This window comes from Limnohabitans sp. (assembly GCF_031538885.1).
Taxonomy (GTDB): Bacteria; Pseudomonadota; Gammaproteobacteria; order Burkholderiales; family Burkholderiaceae_C; genus Limnohabitans.
Genome location: NZ_JAVKLW010000080.1, coordinates 1 through 19747 on the forward strand (window position 1 = coordinate 1; position 19747 = coordinate 19747).

Genomic DNA, 19747 nt, shown 5'->3' on the forward strand with positions numbered 1-19747 from the left:
AAACTCTCGTCGACGTGTGCGTTTACTTTGCAGCTCAAAGCCGCTGATCGATAGGCTGGTTTGTTTCATGTGTATTCAACGCAGTCTATGGCGTTCACGCTGTCAGGGTTTACAAGAAGGTTATGCAGATGTTCCCTAAACGAGTCTTTCGACAGTGCACTGATAATGCTGCATGTCTTTAATCACACTACAAAACGCCCAACTCGCCTTTGGGCATGTCGCTCTTCTGGATCACGCAGAGTTCTCACTTGAAATTAGTGAACGCGTAGGTCTCATAGGGCGCAATGGCGCTGGCAAATCATCTTTATTACGCATACTCGGCGGACTTGAGATGCCTGACGACGGGGACCTTCGTGTGCAACAGGGTTTGCGCATCACCTACGTCGCCCAAGAGCCGCAACTCGATAGCAATATATCTGTCTTCGAGGCTGTCAGTGCGGGCTTGGCTCGCGTCATCCATCTGATTGAACAATATTCCGCTGGCGAGGGGGACCTCACAGCTATGCAAAACGAAATTGAACTTTTTGACGGATGGAATTGGGAGCAACGCGTGCAAGAAACACTGCACCGCCTTCACCTTGATCCAGATGCACGCATCAACGCTTTATCAGGCGGAACACTCAAACGCGTAGCGCTCGCGCAAGCATTGGTCACATCACCAGATGTATTGCTGCTAGATGAGCCGACCAACCACTTAGATCTCGACAGCATCGAATGGCTTGAACAGCTCTTGATTGACTTCAAGGGCAGCATCATCACCATCACGCATGACCGATCCTTTTTAGACAAGGTGGTGACGCGCATTGTGGAACTCGACCGTGGTCACTTACTGTCCTACCCTGGTAACTTCGCGCAATATCAATTGCAAAAAGAAGAACAAGCCGCACAAGAAGCCGTCATCAATGCCAAAGCAGACAAGCTCTTGGCCGGTGAGGAGGTGTGGGTTCGCAAAGGCGTGGAAGCACGTCGCACGCGTAGCCAAAGTCGGATCGGTCGCTTAGAGGCCTTACGCGCGCAACGCGAAGCGCGGCGAGAGGCGGTCGGTCGCGTCAAACTCGATGTCGCCAGTGGCGCCCCCACCGGCAAGATCGTGGCAGAACTCGCTGGAGTAAACAAAGCATTTGGCGGCAAAGTCATTGCACAGAACTTCTCCGCCACTTTCTTGCGCGGCGACAAAGTGGGCTTGATTGGCCCCAACGGCGTCGGCAAGTCCACCTTACTCAAAATGATTTTGGGCGAACTCGAAGCCGACAGCGGCAAAATTCGACAAGGCTCAAACATGCAAGTGGCCTACTTCGACCAAATGCGCAACGCACTCGATATGGATGCCTCACTAGAAGACTTCATCAGCCCAGGCAGTGAGTGGATTGAAATCGGCACACAACGCAAACACGTCAAGAGCTACTTGGATGACTTCTTGTTCTCTCCCGCACGCGCCACATCCCCTGTGCGCTCGCTCTCGGGCGGTGAGCGCAACCGCTTGCTGCTTGCGCGCTTGTTTGCACGCCCCGCCAACGTGCTGGTACTGGATGAGCCCACCAATGACTTAGACATCGACACCTTGGAGCTACTCGAAGAGCTACTCCAAAACTACGATGGCACTGTCTTCATCGTCAGCCATGACCGCACTTTCCTAGACAACGTAGCCACCAGCACCTTGGTCTTTGAAGGCACGGACGAAAAACCTGGCTTTTGGCGCGAATACGAAGGCGGTGTACAAGACTGGCTCGCACAGTCCGCGTGTGCACGTGGTCTCGCCCCACAAAACAAAGCACCCGTGGTCAAGTCAGCCATCGCCACGACAGAATCGACTAAAACCACAGCCGCACCCGCCATCAAAACCCGCAAACTCAGCTACAAAGAACAACGTGAACTCGACGCACTGCCTGCGCTAATTGCCTCGCTTGAAGTTGAGCAAAAAGAAACCCAAGCCTCACTGAGCAATAACGATCTTTACGCCAGCGATCCCGCCAAAATCGCGCAGCTACACAAGCGTGACACTGAGATTGAAGACGCGCTGATGACGGCCCTTGACCGTTGGGAGCAACTCTCCTCACCCGCATGAGCAGCACGGAGTTCATGACCCTGATCGCCCTCGCCACGGTGGGCTCAGTTACACCCGACCCCAACACCACACTGTCCGCCGCGCTCGCCGCCAATTTTGGACTGCGGCGTGCACTGCCCTTTGTTTGTGCCGTACCTGTGGGCTGGGGCGTGCTGCTCATCCTCAACACGGCGGGCCTAGGCGCCGTGGTCCTCAGCCCCCCATGCGTTGGGGCCTGTTGTTCACGGGTGTTTTCTATTTGCCGTGGTTGGCATGGAAACTGGCCAACACGCACAGCTTGAGCGAAGCACCACAAGGCCCCATCGTTGGCTTCTGACAGGGCGTGATGCTGCAATTCATCAACATCAAAGCGTGGTTTCTAGCACTGTCTGTCGGCAGCGGTTGGGTCATCGGGCGTGGTGACACTTGGACACGCTTGTACGAAACACTCCCCGTGTTTATGCTCTTCGGAATCGCCAGTAACCTCACCTATGCGCTCATCGGCGCCAGCCTACGCCGCTGGTTGCGTGGCCCAAACGACACCGCACGGCGGCTGCAATGGTTTAACCGCAGCATGGCCTTGGCTTTGCTTGCCACCGTGGTGTGGATGGGGAGTTCAGCACGACAGCCCCTTTAGGTCTTTGTGCCGAGGGCGGCAGCGGGTCTCGGTCGTGACTGTTATTCTGATCATTCATCCTCAGAATGAATGCAAACAATTACCACCATCGCTATGGGACAACTCTATTTAGTGCGACACGGGCAAGCCTCATTGGGTGCTGCCAACTACGACCAACTCAGTCCATTGGGCTTGCAACAAAGTCAGCGCCTAGGCGAGCATTGGCGCATGCAAGGCATCACGTTTGACGCTGTTGTCACGGGCACACTCAAGCGCCACACGCAAACATGGACCGCTATACAGCAAGCCATGGGCACACAACACGATGCACAGCTGTGGCCAGGGCTCAACGAATACGACAGCGAAGCAATCATTCGCACGACTCACCCCAGCGCACTGGAGAATCCCACCACACCCGAAGGCTACAAACAACACTTCCGGCTGCTACGCGATGGACTCACCCAATGGATGACTGGCGTCATCAGCCCCAAAGGCATGCCCCGTTATGTGGACTTTGCCAAAGGCGTAGCCTCTGCGCTCGAGCACATACGTCAGCAACATGAGGGCCGTGTGCTCTTAGTTTCCAGCGGGGGGCCATCGCAACGGCGGTGGCGCATGTGCTGCGCGTCAGCCCCGAGAGCAGCATTGGGTTGAACATGCGGCTTCGCAACAGCGCCGTGAGTGAATTCAGTTTTAGCCCCAAGCGACACAGCTTGATCGCTTTCAACAGCGTGGCACATTTAGAAACACCCAGCCACAAAGACTGGATCACCTTCGCCTAACTTCAAAGTCAAGCGCGAGGCAGCTCACACACGCACAGTACTCAACGGCAAAGCGACCAACTCTTTGAGCAATCGCGCCAATTGCTCGCCAGCACTTTGCACCAGCGCCTCACCTTTAGCGGGTGTTGCGGCGGCAGCGTTGCCCGCTGCGCCCTGCGGGTTGTAGTCTTGCATGTGCCAACCGAGCTTGGCACTTTTGCCATCTCCAAGAACTGCATAGTGCTTTGCACGATCTTGCGAAGTAGACGCAAAGTTTTGCGCCTGTCCCATATTCACCTGGGCGGGGGAAAGCGCCAACATCATGGAGGTTTCGATGTCTCCCGCATGAACACCAAACCGGTGTTCGTCCGCAGAGAATTGGGCCATCACCGTCGTGTCCAATGGCAAGTTATACCAACTGCTGCTGTACACAATCAGGCCGTGTTGGGCCCGCAACTCACGTGCCACCACGTCCATCAACCCCACATTGCCGCCGTGGGCGTTGAACATCAGCAACTTTTTCACGCCGGCACGCGCCACCGACGCACCGATGTCACACCAAACTTGAATCAAGGTTTGAGGCGACACATGCAAGGTCCCTGCAAAGGCTGTGTGCTCCGTGCTCAAACCCAAAGTCTGCGTGGGCAACACCAACACCGGATCTGCGGCCGACAAATGGGTCAAGGCTGACGTGACCACACCATCCACCAACACCGTGTCCACCGACAGCGGCAAATGCGGCCCGTGCTGTTCGGTCGCCCCAAAAGGCAGCACCGCGACGGTACGTGCAGGGTCAAGCGCAGCAAAATCACGCGTGTTGAGCTCGGCCCAACGGTGGGAAGTCAAGCTAGAAAATAGGGGTGTGCTGTTGTGCGCCGTCATGAGTGCCATCTTACTTTCCCGCCAAGAAGCTCGTCACGCACATGCATGGCGGCAGATCGGTAACATCTGGCGCATGCTCCATTTTGCTTCGTACCTGTTAGGTGCAACCCGCAACCCCTCCATTCCCGGACACGCACCACTCTCTTGGGTCAAAGCGGTGGCCGTGTTGCTCTGGGCTGCCTTGGCCTACAGCGCACCGTGCGATGCCCAAACTTTGGCCACTGCTGTCGTCCACACACCGCAACTCCGCGCTGAACTGTTAGTGCATGCACCGCAAGGCGTGCAAGCGGGCCAGCCCATGTGGGTCGGCTTGCAGCTCACACACCAGCCTGAATGGCACACCTATTGGCGCAACCCTGGCGACTCCGGCTTACCCACGCAAATCGAACTGAACCTACCCGCTGGCATTCAAGCAGGCGACGTGCGATGGCCCCTGCCACACAAACTCAAGGCGGGCCATTTGACCAACTACGGCTTTGGAAAAATCGCCTTGCTGGTCGTGCCACTCACGGTTTCTAAACAGTTCAAACCCAACGTCCCACACACGCTGGACATTCAAGTGCACGCCAACTGGTTGGTGTGCCGCCTAGAGTGCATCCCGCAAGAAGGCGACTTCGCCTTGCACATACCCGTCAACAGCAGCTTTGCCCCCCATGCTGCGGACTTCGATGCCATGCTGGCCGAGCAACCACAACCCTTGCCCAACGTCAAAGCCACGAGTCGCTTTGAAGCCCAACGCTTGGTGCTGCAACTCCAAGGCCTGCCCGCCACACTGAACGGCCAAACCTTGCAGCTATTTCCAGACGTCTCCGAATTGGTGGCGTCCGCCACCGAGCAACATCCACTCGCCCAGCAGTCTTGGCAAGGCGATGTGTGGACGATCCAGCTGCCCTTGAGCAACATGCGCACCAGCACGCCCAAACAGTTCGGCTTTTTGCTCACGGTCGGCGACGGCATCGCGCGCCAAGGTTTTGTGATGTCCACCCCCATCACGCAGGCGTGGCCGGCGGTGTCAGACCTACCAGCAGCAACGTCAGGGGCAGCGGGGCTCAACGACAACACCACACGCGATGCCAATGATTTGGCGGGCTTCGCCTTGGCACTGCTTGGCGCATTCATCGGCGGACTCATCCTCAACCTCATGCCTTGTGTGTTGCCGGTACTGGCGATCAAACTGCTGGGCTTTGCGCAACACAGCCGCCAACACCGTGCGCACCGTGTGGCGGGCGTGGCTTACACCGTGGGCGTGGTGATGAGTTTCCTAGCCTTGGGCGCAGGCGTCTTGGCCTTGCGCGTGGCAGGCGAACAACTGGGCTGGGGCTTTCAATTGCAGTCGCCCATCGTGGTCAGCGCGTTGGCTGTGCTCTTCACACTCATCGCCCTCAACTTGTTTGGTTTGTTTGAGTTTGGCCATATCTTGCCCTCCCGCATGGCAAGTCTCCAACACAAACACCCGGTCATGGATGCTTGGCTCTCAGGCGTACTGGCGGTGGCCATCGCCTCCCCTTGCACTGCGCCCTTCATGGGCGCATCGCTGGGCTTGGCCATGACCTTGCCCACGTGGCAAGCACTGACTATTTTTGCCACCATGGGCCTTGGCCTCGCCGCCCCCTACTTACTCGCCAGCTGGATGCCCGCCTTGGCGCGTACCCTGCCTCACCCCGGTCCTTGGATGGTGACACTGCGGCAGTTGTTGGCCTTCCCCATCCTGGCCACCGTGGTCTGGCTGCTGTGGGTACTCGGCCAACAAACCAGCTTAGACGATGCCATGTTTGCACTGGGCGGTTTGCTCTTGCTCGCGGCCTTCATCTGGGCGCTCAAACAACACACCCCTGCCGCACGTGGCTTGTCTTGGCTACTGGGGGCCACCTTGGTATGGGGTGCTTTGACATTCTCAGAGGCCTTGAAAGCATCAGGCGACAACCCCTCAGCCAACGTGAGTCAAAACAACACCGCAGCGACCACCGCTTGGCAACCGTGGTCTGACGCTGCCGTCCAACAAAGCTTGGCCCAGGGCTACCCCGTGTTTGTTGACTTCACCGCCGCTTGGTGCGTGACCTGCCAAATCAATAAAAAGTCCACCCTCTCCAACCGCGATGTGCTGGCTGATTTTGCGCAGTACAAGGTCACGCTCTTGCGTGCCGACTGGACGCGACGCGACCCCGCCATCACCGAAGCTCTCACCGCCCTCGGACGCAGCGGTGTGCCTGTGTATGTGCTGCACACGCCGGGCCAGGCACCGCTGGTCCTGTCCGAACTACTCAGCGTGCGCCAAGTCCGTGTGGCGCTGGCCGCGCATGCCGCCCCCTCAACACGCAACAGCCAATAAGCCATGCCCTCAGACGCCATCCATCAAAGCCTTGCCAACTGCCACACCATCGCAGTCGTAGGCCTCTCCCCCAAGCCGCACCGTGACAGCTTTCGCGTCGCCAAGTACATGCAAGACCACGGCTTTCGCATCGTGCCCATCAATCCCAATGCACGTGAAGTGCTGGGCGAAAAGTCCTACGCCTCCCTCACCGAAGCGGCCCAACATGAGCGCATCGACATGGTGAATTGTTTTCGCAATTCTGAAGACATCCCACCCATCGCGGCAGAGGCCATCGCCATCGGCGCCAAGTCACTCTGGTTGCAAATTGGCGTGGTCAACCACGCAGCCGCCACTCAAGCACAAGCCGTAGGCCTGACCGTGGTGCAAGACAAATGCTTGATGGTCGAGTACGCTCGGCTTGGCTAAAGCGGCCCAAGAAACACCCAGCACCACGGCCACCGCCTACCACTCATTAGCCATCGCACCTCGGCGACAATGTCGCCATGTTTGCACCACTTCAAAACGACAGCTTTTTGCGCGCTTGCATGCGCCAAGCCACCGACCACACCCCTATCTGGCTCATGCGCCAAGCCGGCCGCTACTTGCCCGAGTACTGCGCCACACGCGCCAAGGCTGGCAGCTTCATGGGATTGGCCACCAACACAGACTTCGCCACTGAAGTCACGCTGCAACCGCTGGAACGCTACCCACTGGATGCCGCGATTTTGTTCAGTGACATCTTGACTGTGCCTGATGCGATGGGCTTAGGACTGAGCTTCACCCAAGGCGAAGGCCCCAAGTTCGCCAAGAACGTACGCAACGAAGCCGCAGTCAACGAACTCGCGGTGCCCGACATGGCCAAGCTGCGTTATGTGTTTGACGCCGTCACCTCCATTCGCAAAGCACTCAACGGTCGCGTGCCTTTGATTGGTTTTTCTGGCAGCCCTTGGACCTTGGCTTGCTACATGGTTGAAGGTGCAGGCTCGGACGACTACCGTCACGTCAAAAGCCTGATGTACAGCCGCCCCGACCTGATGCACCGCATTTTAGAAATCAACGCCGACGCAGTCGCCCTGTACCTCAACACCCAAATCGAAGCCGGCGCGCAAGCCGTGATGATTTTTGACAGCTGGGGCGGTGTGCTGGCCGACGGGATGTTCCAACAGTTCAGCATGGCCTACACCAAGCGCGTGCTGGCACAGCTCAAGCGCTCGCACGATGGCGCTGTCACTCCCCGTTTGGTCTTCACCAAGGGCGGCGGCTTGTGGTTGCCAGAAATGGCCGACCTCGACTGCGACGTGTTGGGGGTGGATTGGACGGTCAACCTCGCCAAAGCTCGTGCGCAAGTTGGCGGCGCTGTGGGCGGCCCCGGCAAAGCCCTGCAAGGCAACTTAGACCCCAACGCCTTGTTTGCCCCCGCCGACGCGATTGCCACCGAGGCACGCCGCGTGCTGGATGCATTTGGCAAGCCACACACAGACAAAACCACCACCGGCCCGACACAGATCTTCAACCTCGGCCACGGTATCAGCCAATTTACCCCGCCCGACAGCGTGGGCGTCTTGGTCGAGACGGTGCATCGCCACTCGCGTTTGCTGCGAAAACCCTAGACAAACCACCAAAAATTAAGTTTCAAACCACTAAAAGTGGCACTTCAACCTAACACTTATGCACAAAAAGGTTGATCTATCGCACCAAGATGAAGTTTTCTTTTGCAGGGCACAAAAACTTTTAAAAACTGCATAAGCTATTGATTTATATGACTTTCTAAACCTGCATTTTTTTGAGGCAGTTTGTTCAAAGCCTTGATTCATGCGCCCTTGGGAGCACTCAAGTCTAGATATCAACAAAGTTATCCACAGAAACACTGGGTTAAGTTTGAATCCTATTGAAATCAATGACTTAAGGCTCTTTCTGCTAAATCACCTGAGCAAATCATCCCAACTCATCGCTTGACATGCCGTACCAAATTACAGTGATGCTTCACACCCCTGCACACAGTGGCATTGGTGGCGCACTCACGTACGAAAGCGAAGTGGCATACCCACCTGGCACCTTGGTACGGGTGCCGCTAGGTAGCCGAGAGCTACTGGGCGTGGTGTGGGACGCCCCGCAGATGCGGGCGATCGCGACATCCCCCATGGTCGAGCCAAACTCGCACAGAGGTGCAGACAAGCCTTCGCCCCCCAACGAAGCACCAGTACCCATGCAGCTGCGTGCAGTAGCCAGCGTACTAGAAGGCATTGCCCCCTTGAACGCCCACTGGCGTCAACTCGTGCAGTTCGCCGCCAGCTACTACCAGCGCAGCACTGGCGAAGTCGCACTCGCAGCGTTACCGAGCCAACTGCGCGACCTCAGCACCGAGCAATGGGCTCGACGCTTAAAGCGCAAGGTCAAGGCAGTGAACGCATTCGAGGAGAACGCACAAACCATTCCAACGCCCACCGACGAGCAAGCCCACGTGTTGACCGATATCGCAGCGCACAAAGGTCCGTTCCTGCTCTTTGGCAACACGGGCAGCGGCAAGACCGAGGTGTACTTGCGTGCCGCCCAAGCGGTGCTTGAGCGCGACGCACAAGCGCAAATTTTGGTGATGGTCCCAGAGATCAACCTCACACCGCAGCTCGAAGAGCGCTTTCGCACGCGCTTTTGCCCGCAATGGGGTGAGGATTGCTTGGTCGCCATGCACAGCAGCCTCACCCCTGCGCAGCGCCTGAAGAATTGGCTGGCGGCACACAGCGGTGAAGCTCGCATTGTGTTGGGCACGCGCATGGCCGTATTTGCCTCCATGCCGCATTTGCAACTCATCGTGGTGGATGAAGAACACGACCCCAGCTACAAACAGCAAGAAGGCGCACGCTATTCCGCGCGTGACTTAGCGGTATATCGCGGTCAACTCGTTGGCGCCAAAGTCATCCTAGGCTCGGCCACGCCCTCGCTAGAGAGCTGGCACCACAGCCGCCCCGCATCTGGTGCTGAACCCGCTAGACGCTACATGCGCTTGGCCATGCCCTCACGCGTCGGCCAAGGCGCCTTGCCCTTGGTGCGCCGTGTCGACATGAGTCGCCAGCCCTATAAAACCGTGTTCTCCAACCACTTGCTCGACGCCATACGCGAACGCATCACGCGTGGCGAACAAATCTTGGTGCTGCTCAACCGCCGTGGCTACGCGCCCGTGCTCAGCTGCAACGACTGCGGCTGGAAAAGTGAATGCCCGCATTGCAGCGCCTACCGCGTGTTCCACAAACTCGACCGCACCCTGCGCTGCCACCACTGCGGCTTCACACAGCCCGTGCCGCGCACATGCCCAAGCTGCGGCAACTTAGACATCAGCCCTTTGGGTCGTGGCACCGAACAACTCGAAGAACACTTGGCAGAGCTGTTGGCCGATGTGCGCAGGCCTGACGGTGAGCCCATCCGCATTGCACGCATCGACGCCGACAGCACACGCCTCAAAGGCGAGCTAGAACGCCAGCTCGCCGAGGTCCACGCGGGCGCAGTCGACGTGCTGGTGGGCACACAAATGATTGCCAAGGGCCACGACTTTCGACGCGTGACCTTGGTGGCCGCCCTCAACCCAGATGGCGCGCTGTTCTCCAGTGACTTCCGTGCGCCTGAACGTTTGTTTAGTCTCTTGATGCAAGCGGCGGGACGCGCGGGCCGAGATGCCGCAATGACGTTGTTCAGCCCTTGCGAGATGTGGGTGCAAAGCTTTCACCCACTACACCCGCTGTTTGAAGCACTCAAGCAACACGACTACCCCGCCTTTGCCGAACAACAGCTCAAAGAACGCGAGCAAGCCACCTTGCCGCCCTTCAGCTTTCAAGCCTTGGTGCGGGCCGAGGCACGCAGCCAAGAAGCAGCGCAAGGCTTTTTAAACGCCGCACGCGAAGCAGGCGCCGCATTGGCTGATGAACTCCTGGTGGACTTGTATCCCGCCGTGCCTATGACGATTCAGCGCGTGGCCAACATCGAACGCGCACAGATGTTGATCGAGTGCACCTCCCGCAAAGCGCTGCAACATTTCTTGGCCCATTGGCAGGCGAACTTGCACGCCATGCGCAGCGCCCATCGGCAGGTGATGCGCTGGGCGGTGGATGTCGACCCGTTGGCGATTTAACACCGCCAGCGCTTGGGCAGCATGCGCCCACAAAGCCAGTCCGGGCAAAGGGCAAGGCGCGTCACGCGCACCGTTCACCCGTTGAGCAAGGCCACCGCTGCCGAAAACGTGAAAAACGCAGCCGCCGTGGTCACCAAAATAATCATCGCAATGCGCCCGGTGTCTGCCCCAAAGCGATCGGACAGCAAGGCCACATTGCTGGCACTGGGCAGAGCCGCCACCAGCACCACCACGACCATCGTGAAGCGCTCAATCACAAATCCCATTTGCGCGGCAGCCGCCAACACCAGCAACACGAGCACGGGATGCAACACCAATTTGAAAATAGCCACAGGTAAAAAGTCGCGCCACAGAATGGGCGGATGACCGCTTTCATGCACACGAATTTGTGAACGCGCCAGCACCGCGCCAATCGTGAACAGCGCCACGGGAGACGCCGCATCGGCCAACAAGCCCCCCGTCTTGGCGAAAGGACCGATGAGTTCGTAGTCCATCGCCGACGACAACGCTCCCAAGCCGATGGCCCACGGCATCGGGTTGGTCAGCACACCTTGGAGTGCTTTCTTCGCCGCGTGACGCGCACCATGCTCGTCGGCACCGTCCAAGCGCGACAGCGCAATGCACAGCGAGGTGGTGATCACCATGTCCACCACCATGGTCACGATGGCAGGCCCAGCGGCTGAAGCACCCAACAGCGCCACCAGCAAAGGTACGCCCATGAAACCCGTATTGGGAAACGCCGCTACCAAAGCGCCAAACGACGCATCGTTCCAGCCGATGCGTTGGTTCAGGCTCACCGCCACCACAAACCCCACCATCAGCAACGCGCAGAGCAAGTACGCCAAAAACAGCGTGACATCCAAAAGCTGAACGATGGGCGTGCTCGCGCCAAAGCGGTAGAGCATGCAAGGCAACGCAAAAAACAGCACAAAGCCGTTGAGCCCAGGAATCGCGTCCAGCGGCAACATGCGGCGGTGCGCCGCCACAAAGCCAGCCAACACCAGCGCAAAAAAGGGAAAGGTGACGAGAAGAATGTTCAGCACCGTGCTATTTTGCCTTCTGAGGCGACCAGTATCATTGCCCGCTTCAACACAACTGTCTCCCGAATGTCTGCTGGTCTCAATCTCGCGCAACAAGAAGCCGTCAATTTCTTGCACGGTCCTTGTCTGGTACTCGCGGGGGCAGGCTCAGGCAAAACACGCGTCATCACGCACAAGATTGGCCGCCTCATCCAAATGGGGCTAGAGCCCAAGCGCATCGCGGCGATCACCTTCACCAACAAGGCCGCCACCGAAATGCGCGAACGCGCCAAAGGCCTGATTGGCAAAGCCGCCAACGCTGTGATGATTTGCACCTTCCACGCACTGGGCGTGCGCATGTTGCGCCAAGACGGCGGCGTGATGGGCCTCAAGCCCCAGTTCAGCATCATGGACAGCGCCGATGTGACCGGCATCTTGAAAGACGCAGGCGGCACCACCGACATCGCCACCGCACGCCAATGGCAATGGACCATCAGCTTGTGGAAAAACATGGGCCTCAACTCAGCCCAAGCACTCGCCTTGGCCAAAGACGACCATGAACGGGGCATCGCCAAAATCATGGCGCGCTACCAAGAGCGCCTCACCGCCTACCAAAGCGTGGACTTTGACGACCTGATTGGCATGCCCCTAAAGCTCCTGCAAGAACACGATGAGGTGCGCGCCAAATGGCAAGCCCAACTCGGTCATGTGCTGGTCGACGAATACCAAGACACCAATGCCACCCAATACGAAGTGCTCAAGTGTTTGGTGGGCCCCGACCACGCGATCGCTCGCTTCACCGCTGTGGGTGACGACGACCAGTCCATCTACGGTTGGCGCGGTGCCACGCTAGACAACCTGCGCAAGTTGCCACAAGACTTCCCGACCTTGAAGGTCATCAAACTCGAGCAAAACTACCGCTCCACCAGCGCCATCTTGCGTGCAGCCAACAACGTCATTCAACTCAACCCCAAGCTGTTTCCCAAAACCTTGTTCTCCGAACTCGGTGAAGGCGAGCCCGTGCGCGTGGTGGATGCGGACAACGAAGAACACGAAGCCGAACGCGTGGTGGCGCGCATCCAATCGCTGCGCGCCGGCACTGAGGCAGGCGCCAGCGGCCACCGCGAGTTGCAAGACTTTGCCGTGCTCTACCGCGCCAACCATCAAGCACGCATCTTTGAAAAAGCGCTGCGCAAAGCGCAAATCCCCTACAAAGTGTCCGGTGGCCAAAGCTTTTTTGACCGCGCCGAGATCCGCGACTTGTGCGCTTGGCTGCGCCTGTGGGTCAACAACGACGATGACCCTGCGTTCTTGCGCACCGTCACCACCCCGAAGCGCGGCATCGGCCATCAAACACTGGCCAGCTTGGGCCAGTTCGCCAGCCAATACAAACTCAGCATGTTTGAGGCTTTGTTCAGCAACAGCTTGCCCTCAGTCCTCAATGCACGCGCCCTGGGCAGTCTGCATGAGTTTGGCCGCTACGTGAACGACCTAGAGTTCCGCGCACGCCTCACCACAGGGGCTGAAGATGCACGCGCCTTCTTGAACGACTGGCTCAAAGACATCGGCTACGAGAAGCACCTCTACGACGCAGAAGAAAGCGAGAAAGCAGCAGCCTCCAAGTGGAACAACGTGATGGAGTTTTGCGACTGGATGGCCCAACGCTGCGGCGGCCAGATTGACGACACGGCGGGCGTGACCACGGGCCATGAAGTCAAGAACCTGCTCGAAGTCGCGCAAACCATCGCCTTGCTCTCCACGCTGACCGAACGCGAAAAAGACCAAAACGTCGTGACCCTCTCCACCTTGCACGCCTCCAAAGGCTTGGAGTGGCCACACGTCATGCTGGTGGGCGTCACCGAAGGCATATTGCCCTTCAAACTCGATGACGAGCCTGGCACCGAGCACACCAACGAGAACCTCGCGATGCGCCTGCAAGAAGAACGCCGCCTCATGTATGTGGGCATCACGCGTGCCCAGCGTTCGCTGGCCGTCAGTTGGACGCGTAAACGCAAAAAAGGCCGCGACATGATCGCCGCCCAGCCCAGCCGCTTCATCGCAGAAATGGGTCTTGACAAAGACACGGTCAAAGAAGACCCTCGCGAAAAACTCAAAGCCCTGCGCGCCGAGTTTGCACTGCGTGCCAGTGCGGCCTCGGCGGAAAGCGCTGCGCATAAATCAGTGTGAGCAGACTTAAAACCATTCTTTGTAGAAAGGTGGCCCAAATTGTAGAAACGCCCTAGAACCCGAAAAGGGCGCTAGGGCGCATCGTTTTTGGTGGCCTGGGGCAGAATCGAACTGCCGACACGCGGATTTTCAATCCGCTGCTCTACCAACTGAGCTACCGGGCCGATGGCCAAATTGTAACACTCTCCCGTGTGTGCAACCTCAATGCGCACCTCAAACGACGCGCTTGGCTTTGGACAAGTCCACGCCTAGCTGCTTGAGTTTGCGATAGAGATGCGTGCGCTCTAGGCCTGTTTTATCGGCCACGCGAGTCATGGAACCACTTTCTTGTGTGAGGTGGTACTCAAAGTAAGCGCGCTCAAATGCATCACGGGCATCGCGCAAGGGCTTCTCTAAATCAAAGCTTTGGTGTGTGGGTGGCAACACCACGGCTTGTGATATTTCAAATGCCATGGGCTCATCTTTTTTTGCACTAGGTCCAGCACCTATGAGCGCCGCAGGCACCAAGGGCTTGCGTACCAAACCTTGCTCCACTGCTTTGAGTAGTTTTTGCAAGGTAATGGGTTTTTCCAAAAAGGCTTGTGCGCCAATTCGGGTGGCCTCCACGGCCGTATCAATCGTGGCATGACCACTCATCATGATGACGGGCATGTTCAACAGGCCCGCGCCCGCCCACTCTTTGAGCAAGGTGACGCCATCGGTGTCAGGCATCCAAATGTCAAGCAAAACCAAGTCTGGCCGCGCCGTCTGTCGGGCCAAGCGTGCTTGCGCAGCGTTTTCTGCGACTTCTACGGCATGACCTTCGTCATTGAGGATCTCGAACAGGAGATCCCGAATGCCTAGCTCGTCATCCACCACCAAAATGTTTGCCATGTCTAAACGTGTCTCGCTGAATTAAAGAATTTGGTTTTGTTGCGATTCTGCAACTTGGAATGATAACGACACTTGCGCCCCTACCACGCGCCCCTCTAATTCACGATTTTTCAGGTCAATGCGTGCCGAGTGCTCGTCGGCAATTTTTTTCACCACAGCCAAGCCAAGGCCGGTACCGCGCGATTTGGTGGTGACGTATGGTTCGAAAGCACGACTCAAAATTTTCGGAGGAAAACCAGGCCCGTTATCTCGCACGACCAAGCGCACACGGCCTGAGGTGGGCACCCATTGGGTGGAAATCTGCACCATGGGGCGCGGCTGTCCTTGGGTGGCATCTTGTGCGTTTTGCAACAGGTTGTGTACCACTTGTCGGAGCTGTTGCGCGTCACCGTGAATGATGGGGCACTCGGGGGCTAATTCCGCACGAACAGGTACGGCGGCGTTCTCTGCTCCGTAAAGCTGCATCACGTCTTGCACCAACACGTTGAGGCCGATCGGTTTGAGTTCGGCCACGGGCAAGCGTGCGTAATCGCGGAACTCATTGACCAATCGTTTCATGGCATCGACCTGCTCCACGATGGTTTTCACAGACTTGTTCAGAATCAATTGTTCGGGCTCTTGCAACTTGCCTGTGAGCTTCATCTCTAAGCGTTCAGCCGAGAGTTGAATCGGTGTGAGCGGGTTTTTAATTTCATGCGCCAAACGACGAGCCACTTCGCCCCACGCTTGCGCACGCTGGGCGGAAACGATTTCAGAGATGTCGTCAAACACCAGCAGGCGTCCGTTGTTGGGCAACACCGCACCGCGAGCCAACAAGGTGATGTGTTGCAAAGTGTCATCGGTCAATTGCACAGCAGGGCTGATGCTGGTGGCATGCAACTCAAAAGATTGCTGCCAGTGGTCTAGCCCATGCTGGCTGCGTTCGCCCAAGAAGCCCTCAAACTCCCGCTGCACATGCTGTGCAAACTCGGCCAGGCCTTCGATGTCATTGAGTGCACGTCCTTCCCATGCGGCCAGTGGCACACGCAAGATGCGGGTCGCGCCCGGATTGGAGGACTTGATCAAGCCCGTGTTCGTCATGACGATGACACCTGCGGTGAGGTTGTCGAGTATGGTTTGCAAATTCGCACGCGAGGTGTGGACCTGCAACATGCTTCGGTCCACAGCAGAACGGGCATCTGCCAGCTGTTGGGTCATCTGCGCAAAGGAACGTGTCAAGCCACCCAACTCATCACGCCCTTGTAACGCGGGCCTAGGGCTTAAGTCACCCGCAGCCACGTCACGCACACCTTCGGCCAACATCAACAAAGGTCGCGCCAGTTGGTTACCCAGTAAGACGGCTAATAAGACCGCACCAAAGACGGCCAAAAACAGACTCAGCGTCAAGGTGCCGATATACATGCTGCGTAGGCCATCACGCCCCAAGGCACGCTCTTGGTATTCTCGATAAGCCACTTCAACCGCCAGCGCATTGCTCACCAAGGTGGGCGGCAAAGCCTTCGTCACTTGCAACACACGTGGCTCAATGAGCAAGCCCAAGCCAGACGGCGCGACTTGCACCAAGGCACGGATACGGGCTTTGGTTGTGCCTTGTGCGTCGGCTTCATCTAAGCCGTCCACAGCAGTGACCACACTTTGTGTTCGTACGAGGCGCAACTGCGCGGGAGTGGGTCGCTCGGGGTTGATTTTGTAGCGCGAGTCCCCCGCACTGGCCAAGGCCTGACCTGCCGTGTTCCAGAGGATCACGTCATCCGCCCCCAACTGGTCTTTCATGCGGTCTAAGGCCAAGCCCACAGACACATCTGGTAAGTCGTTGATTTGGGCGCTTGCCGCTTTGGTTTTTTGTCCAAGGTCATTAGCCAAGGTGTCGAGGGTGGTGCGCCCCAAACTCAAGCCTGCATCTAACGCGCCCTCGACCTTCACATCAAACCAACTTTCGATTGAACGTGAGACAAACTGGTAGGACACGCTGTAGATCAACAAGCCCGGTACAAACCCCACCAAGGCAAAGGTGGCCGCGATTTTGAGCAGCAAACGGCTACCAAACTTGCCTTGCCGCAAACGCAACAGCAAGCGCACAGACAGCCACGCAATCACCGCCATCAGCAGCGTGGCGACCACCACATTCAAACCAAAGAGTTGGCGATAGTTGCGCTCGTACAGTTCACGGTTATCGGTGGCTTGCGTGAGTAAAAACAGCAGCACCAAACACAGCCCTAACACCACCGTGGCGCTGATGACCAACAACCACCGAAACTGAAAGCCTGAAAGGCGAACACGCTTTTCAGCCAGCTCAATCATGGGGTCAACTCCAAGCGCTGCGTCTTACTGAACCCGATGCTCCAGTCACTCTGTCCTGTGGCTCCGATTTGCAAAGGCCGCGGCAACTGCTTGAGATCGAGTTTGAAATTAATGCTGATGGTTTGTTTGGCATCTAAGTTGATATCCATGGCGTTCGCAATGCGCCATTGGACGATGCGTCGTACGACGGACCATGCCTCTTCGGCGGAGTCATAACTTTGCACGAGACTCATGCCCAGGCCACTCACGTTGAAAGGCTGGGGCGAAATGCTGACGCGCCAACGGCGTGTGAGCGGCTGATAAAAGAGACGTACATGACGCTCGGCATGCGCTATGCGCTGGTTGTACACATACCAACGCTCTTGGTGGATGTCCACCTCAGTCACAAAATACAGCGTGACGCCTTTCAGCAAAGCATCTTCCAGTGCGGGCGGTAACTCAAAACGCCATTGGCCGGACATGTACAGCGCGGTGTCTTGGCGTTCGAGCTTGAACTCCTGTAACTCCACCGTGGTGTCCGCTTGGGCCACGCCCATGCATATCAGGCACAGGGTAGTCAACGACGCGACGCACAGCAGCCGTACGCGCTTGAAGTCGCCCGCGAGGGGCCACTCAAGGCGCAGGAAGTTTTTCCAGCAGTGCGTAATAAAAGCCGTCATGGTCACCCAGTAGATTGTCGGTGAGCAGGGCCGCTGTTGCGCGGGTTTGAGGCCTTAAATGCCCCAGAGAGGGGAGCAAACGGGCATGGGTGTTGTGTTCAACAAACGTTTTGACTTGGTTTTCGCCTTCTGCCCTGAAGACCGAGCAGGTGCAATACAACAAGCGTCCTCCCGGTTTGACCAAAGGCCACAGTTGCTTGAGCAAGTTTTTCTGAATAGCGGCGAGTTTGTCGATGTCGCGCTCACGACGCAACCAACGCACATCTGGATGACGCCGCACAATGCCCGACGCGGTGCAGGGTGCATCCAAAAGAATGGCGTCAAAGAGTTGACCGTCCCACCATGTTTTAGTGAGCGCTGCATCTGCGGCAATGATGCGTGCACTGCGCCCAATGCGTTGCAAGTTTTGCGCAATACGCTCACAGCGCTGTGGATCGATGTCCAGCGCCGTGACTTGCGACTTGTCATCCAACAACTCCAGCAAATGCGCAGTTTTGCCACCCGGTGCAGCACAAGCATCGAGGATACGCAGCGGCTGCTGCGTGGTGATCAAGCCATCCAGCAAGAGTTGGGCAGCACATTGCGCAGCAGCGTCTTGCACCGAGCACCGCCCCTCCGCAAAACCCGGCACATCACGCACTGGATGTGCCTGCGCCAACAGCAAGCCTTGTGCACCCACAGGGAACGAGGTCAACCCGTGATTGGCCCAGTCTGCTTGCAAGACCTCACGACTGGTGCGTGCGGTGTTCACACGCCAAGTCATAGGGGCGGCTTGGTTGCTAGCACGCAAGATGTCTTGCCAATGGTCTGGATGGTCTTTTTGCAAGCGCATCACCCACCACTCGGGATGGTTCCACTGGGCGAGGACATTGTTGTCTGTGGCCTTCACCAAAGCATCGCGCTCACGCAAGAAACGTCGCAAACACGCATTGAGGAAATTGGCCGGCATGTGCAAGCTCTGGGTTTGCTTGGCGGCTTCGACCGCTTGGTTAACCAGCGTATGAGGTTCATATGGTGCATTGTCTGGGTCCCACGCCAAAGCCAACGCCGTGCATAGCAGTGCGTCAGGCAAAGGAGCGGGCGTACGTGAGGCCAACTGCGCACGCAAAGCTTGCGCACGGCCCAACTGCCGCAGCGTTTGAAACAACAAGGCTTGCACGCCTGGGCGCAACGCAGAAGGGACAGCCTCTAATGCGGCCGTGCCTGAGACACCACGCCGCACTTGCGCCAAGGCTTGGGCCACGGCTTGCAACTGTTGCCACAGAGGAACGGATGTGTTGACGTGGTCGGTCATTCCAGAATGCGGCCGGGTTTGAATTTGAATAAATGCGCCATCGCAGTCGCGGGGAGCATGGCAATGGCATCGTTGTAATGGGTCACAGCTTGGTTGAAGCGCTGTAAATCAGGCTGAATCGAAATGCCCAGCTCGACCCAGCGCTGGGTCAACTCGGCAGGCACAGAGACGTAGTACACATCAGGGTGCGTGAGGGCCTCCCACGCATCTTGTAAATCACGACTGGTCGCAACCAACGCAATCGCTGATGAGGGTTCCAACGGATGTTCTTGCATGCGCGCCAAGGCCATGGCCGACAAATTAGCCGCCACCTGCAAACGCGTCCAGTGGCTGGCCCCCAGCTCTGGCGATACCGCGGTTTGCCATCCCGAAGGCGAGGTCACTGCGGCTGTCGTGGCCTCCTGCACCAGCGCCTGATAGCGCAGCATGAGCTCTTCGAGCACCGCAAATTGCTTGTTCACCGCCGTGCGAAAGCCCACCAAACGGCGGTACGCACCCACGCTCCAAAACAACATCACGGCGATGAATAGCCAAAACCACCAAGCAATAAGCATGTTCAAGCCTCCTGCCTAGCCGCCTCAAAGAAGGCTTGCGCCACCTCGGGGGGCAGTGAATACACGACGTGATGAACGTGGGGGTACATGATTGTCCTTGTGCTTTCAAACCACTTTGCCCATAAC

Annotated in this window: 15 protein-coding genes, 1 tRNA gene and 1 pseudogene; 9 read left to right on the forward strand and 8 right to left on the reverse strand. The window is 57.6% G+C overall.

What is annotated here, in order from left to right; all coding sequences use genetic code 11:
* The first annotated feature begins 172 nt into the window (after positions 1 to 172).
* From RMS03_RS06520 to RMS03_RS06535, 4 genes and pseudogenes are all read left to right on the forward strand, one after another.
* The gene (locus tag RMS03_RS06520) at positions 173 to 2065 is read left to right on the forward strand and encodes an ATP-binding cassette domain-containing protein (RefSeq protein WP_310626279.1); all 1893 of its coding nucleotides are present in this window, start codon (positions 173 to 175) and stop codon (positions 2063 to 2065) included.
* 14 nt (positions 2066 to 2079) lie between these two features.
* Positions 2080 to 2346, forward strand: a complete 267-nt coding sequence (locus RMS03_RS06525; protein ID WP_310626280.1) for a hypothetical protein — start codon at positions 2080 to 2082, stop codon at positions 2344 to 2346.
* Between the two features lie 44 nt (positions 2347 to 2390).
* Positions 2391 to 2681 (forward strand): hypothetical protein, encoded by a 291-nt coding sequence (locus RMS03_RS06530; RefSeq protein WP_310626281.1) that lies wholly within the window; start codon positions 2391 to 2393, stop codon positions 2679 to 2681.
* A gap of 93 nt (positions 2682 to 2774) precedes the next feature.
* Positions 2775 to 3442 (forward strand): annotated as a pseudogene (locus RMS03_RS06535) (histidine phosphatase family protein).
* A gap of 24 nt (positions 3443 to 3466) precedes the next feature.
* Here RMS03_RS06535 and RMS03_RS06540 read toward each other — a convergent pair.
* Complete coding sequence (locus tag RMS03_RS06540; protein WP_310626282.1) at positions 3467 to 4303, reverse strand: creatininase family protein; 837 nt, start codon at positions 4301 to 4303, stop codon at positions 3467 to 3469.
* On the opposite strand from RMS03_RS06540, the gene RMS03_RS06545 reads away from it, so the two are divergent.
* The 4 genes from RMS03_RS06545 (at position 4302) to priA (ending at position 10734) form a co-directional block, all read left to right on the forward strand.
* On the forward strand, positions 4302 to 6632 hold the full coding sequence (locus RMS03_RS06545; RefSeq protein ID WP_310626283.1) for a thioredoxin family protein: 2331 nt from the start codon (positions 4302 to 4304) through the stop codon (positions 6630 to 6632). The two genes, RMS03_RS06540 and RMS03_RS06545, sit on opposite strands and share 2 nt — an antisense overlap.
* A 3-nt stretch (positions 6633 to 6635) precedes the next feature.
* A complete protein-coding gene (locus RMS03_RS06550) occupies positions 6636 to 7040 on the forward strand; it encodes a CoA-binding protein (protein WP_310626284.1) in 405 nt (134 codons plus the stop codon).
* A 77-nt stretch (positions 7041 to 7117) separates the two neighbouring features.
* Positions 7118 to 8224: a uroporphyrinogen decarboxylase gene (hemE, locus tag RMS03_RS06555; protein ID WP_310626285.1), complete on the forward strand. Its 1107-nt coding sequence runs from the start codon at positions 7118 to 7120 to the stop codon at positions 8222 to 8224.
* Between the two features lie 347 nt (positions 8225 to 8571).
* Positions 8572 to 10734, forward strand: a complete 2163-nt coding sequence (gene priA / locus RMS03_RS06560; protein WP_310626286.1) for a primosomal protein N' — start codon at positions 8572 to 8574, stop codon at positions 10732 to 10734.
* Between the two features lie 74 nt (positions 10735 to 10808).
* Here the strand turns inward: priA and RMS03_RS06565 are convergent, their stop codons facing one another.
* The gene (locus RMS03_RS06565) at positions 10809 to 11777 is read right to left on the reverse strand and encodes an AEC family transporter (RefSeq protein WP_310626287.1); all 969 of its coding nucleotides are present in this window, start codon (positions 11775 to 11777) and stop codon (positions 10809 to 10811) included.
* A 63-nt stretch (positions 11778 to 11840) separates the two neighbouring features.
* Here RMS03_RS06565 and RMS03_RS06570 point away from each other — a divergent pair, with 63 nt between their 5' ends.
* Positions 11841 to 13940, forward strand: coding sequence for a UvrD-helicase domain-containing protein (locus RMS03_RS06570; RefSeq protein WP_310626288.1), 2100 nt, complete (start codon positions 11841 to 11843; stop codon positions 13938 to 13940).
* An 88-nt stretch (positions 13941 to 14028) separates the two neighbouring features.
* On the opposite strand, the gene RMS03_RS06575 is transcribed toward RMS03_RS06570, so the two are convergent.
* The 6 genes from RMS03_RS06575 to RMS03_RS06600 form a co-directional block, all read right to left on the reverse strand.
* Positions 14029 to 14104: transfer RNA gene (locus RMS03_RS06575), tRNA-Phe, on the reverse strand.
* 49 nt (positions 14105 to 14153) lie between these two features.
* Positions 14154 to 14813: a response regulator gene (locus tag RMS03_RS06580; protein WP_310626289.1), complete on the reverse strand. Its 660-nt coding sequence runs from the start codon at positions 14811 to 14813 to the stop codon at positions 14154 to 14156.
* A 21-nt stretch (positions 14814 to 14834) separates the two neighbouring features.
* Positions 14835 to 17114, reverse strand: coding sequence for an ATP-binding protein (locus RMS03_RS06585; RefSeq protein WP_310626290.1), 2280 nt, complete (start codon positions 17112 to 17114; stop codon positions 14835 to 14837).
* Positions 17111 to 17773, reverse strand: a complete 663-nt coding sequence (locus tag RMS03_RS06590; protein WP_310626291.1) for a DUF4390 domain-containing protein — start codon at positions 17771 to 17773, stop codon at positions 17111 to 17113. The genes RMS03_RS06585 and RMS03_RS06590 overlap by 4 nt, the downstream gene beginning before the upstream one ends.
* The gene (rsmB, locus tag RMS03_RS06595) at positions 17727 to 19067 is read right to left on the reverse strand and encodes a 16S rRNA (cytosine(967)-C(5))-methyltransferase RsmB (RefSeq protein ID WP_310626292.1); all 1341 of its coding nucleotides are present in this window, start codon (positions 19065 to 19067) and stop codon (positions 17727 to 17729) included. Before rsmB ends, RMS03_RS06590 begins: the two co-directional genes overlap by 47 nt.
* Positions 19064 to 19621, reverse strand: a complete 558-nt coding sequence (locus RMS03_RS06600; RefSeq protein WP_310626293.1) for a hypothetical protein — start codon at positions 19619 to 19621, stop codon at positions 19064 to 19066. Before RMS03_RS06600 ends, rsmB begins: the two co-directional genes overlap by 4 nt.
* Positions 19622 to 19747: the final 126 nt, after the last annotated feature.

Excerpts from the sequence above, each read along its gene's own strand:
- RMS03_RS06520 (WP_310626279.1), top strand. The coding sequence starts at position 173 with ATGTCTTTAATCACACTACAAAACGCCCAACTCGCCTTTGGGCATGTC.
- RMS03_RS06525 (WP_310626280.1), top strand. The coding sequence starts at position 2,080 with ATGACCCTGATCGCCCTCGCCACGGTGGGCTCAGTTACACCCGACCCC.
- RMS03_RS06530 (WP_310626281.1), top strand. The coding sequence starts at position 2,391 with ATGCTGCAATTCATCAACATCAAAGCGTGGTTTCTAGCACTGTCTGTC.
- RMS03_RS06545 (WP_310626283.1), top strand. The coding sequence starts at position 4,302 with ATGAGTGCCATCTTACTTTCCCGCCAAGAAGCTCGTCACGCACATGCA.
- RMS03_RS06540 (WP_310626282.1), bottom strand. The coding sequence starts at position 4,303 with ATGACGGCGCACAACAGCACACCCCTATTTTCTAGCTTGACTTCCCAC.
- RMS03_RS06550 (WP_310626284.1), top strand. The coding sequence starts at position 6,636 with ATGCCCTCAGACGCCATCCATCAAAGCCTTGCCAACTGCCACACCATC.
- hemE (WP_310626285.1), top strand. The coding sequence starts at position 7,118 with ATGTTTGCACCACTTCAAAACGACAGCTTTTTGCGCGCTTGCATGCGC.
- priA (WP_310626286.1), top strand. The coding sequence starts at position 8,572 with ATGCCGTACCAAATTACAGTGATGCTTCACACCCCTGCACACAGTGGC.
- RMS03_RS06570 (WP_310626288.1), top strand. The coding sequence starts at position 11,841 with ATGTCTGCTGGTCTCAATCTCGCGCAACAAGAAGCCGTCAATTTCTTG.
- RMS03_RS06580 (WP_310626289.1), bottom strand. The coding sequence starts at position 14,813 with ATGGCAAACATTTTGGTGGTGGATGACGAGCTAGGCATTCGGGATCTC.
- RMS03_RS06585 (WP_310626290.1), bottom strand. The coding sequence starts at position 17,114 with ATGATTGAGCTGGCTGAAAAGCGTGTTCGCCTTTCAGGCTTTCAGTTT.
- RMS03_RS06590 (WP_310626291.1), bottom strand. The coding sequence starts at position 17,773 with ATGACGGCTTTTATTACGCACTGCTGGAAAAACTTCCTGCGCCTTGAG.
- rsmB (WP_310626292.1), bottom strand. The coding sequence starts at position 19,067 with ATGACCGACCACGTCAACACATCCGTTCCTCTGTGGCAACAGTTGCAA.
- RMS03_RS06600 (WP_310626293.1), bottom strand. The coding sequence starts at position 19,621 with ATGCTTATTGCTTGGTGGTTTTGGCTATTCATCGCCGTGATGTTGTTT.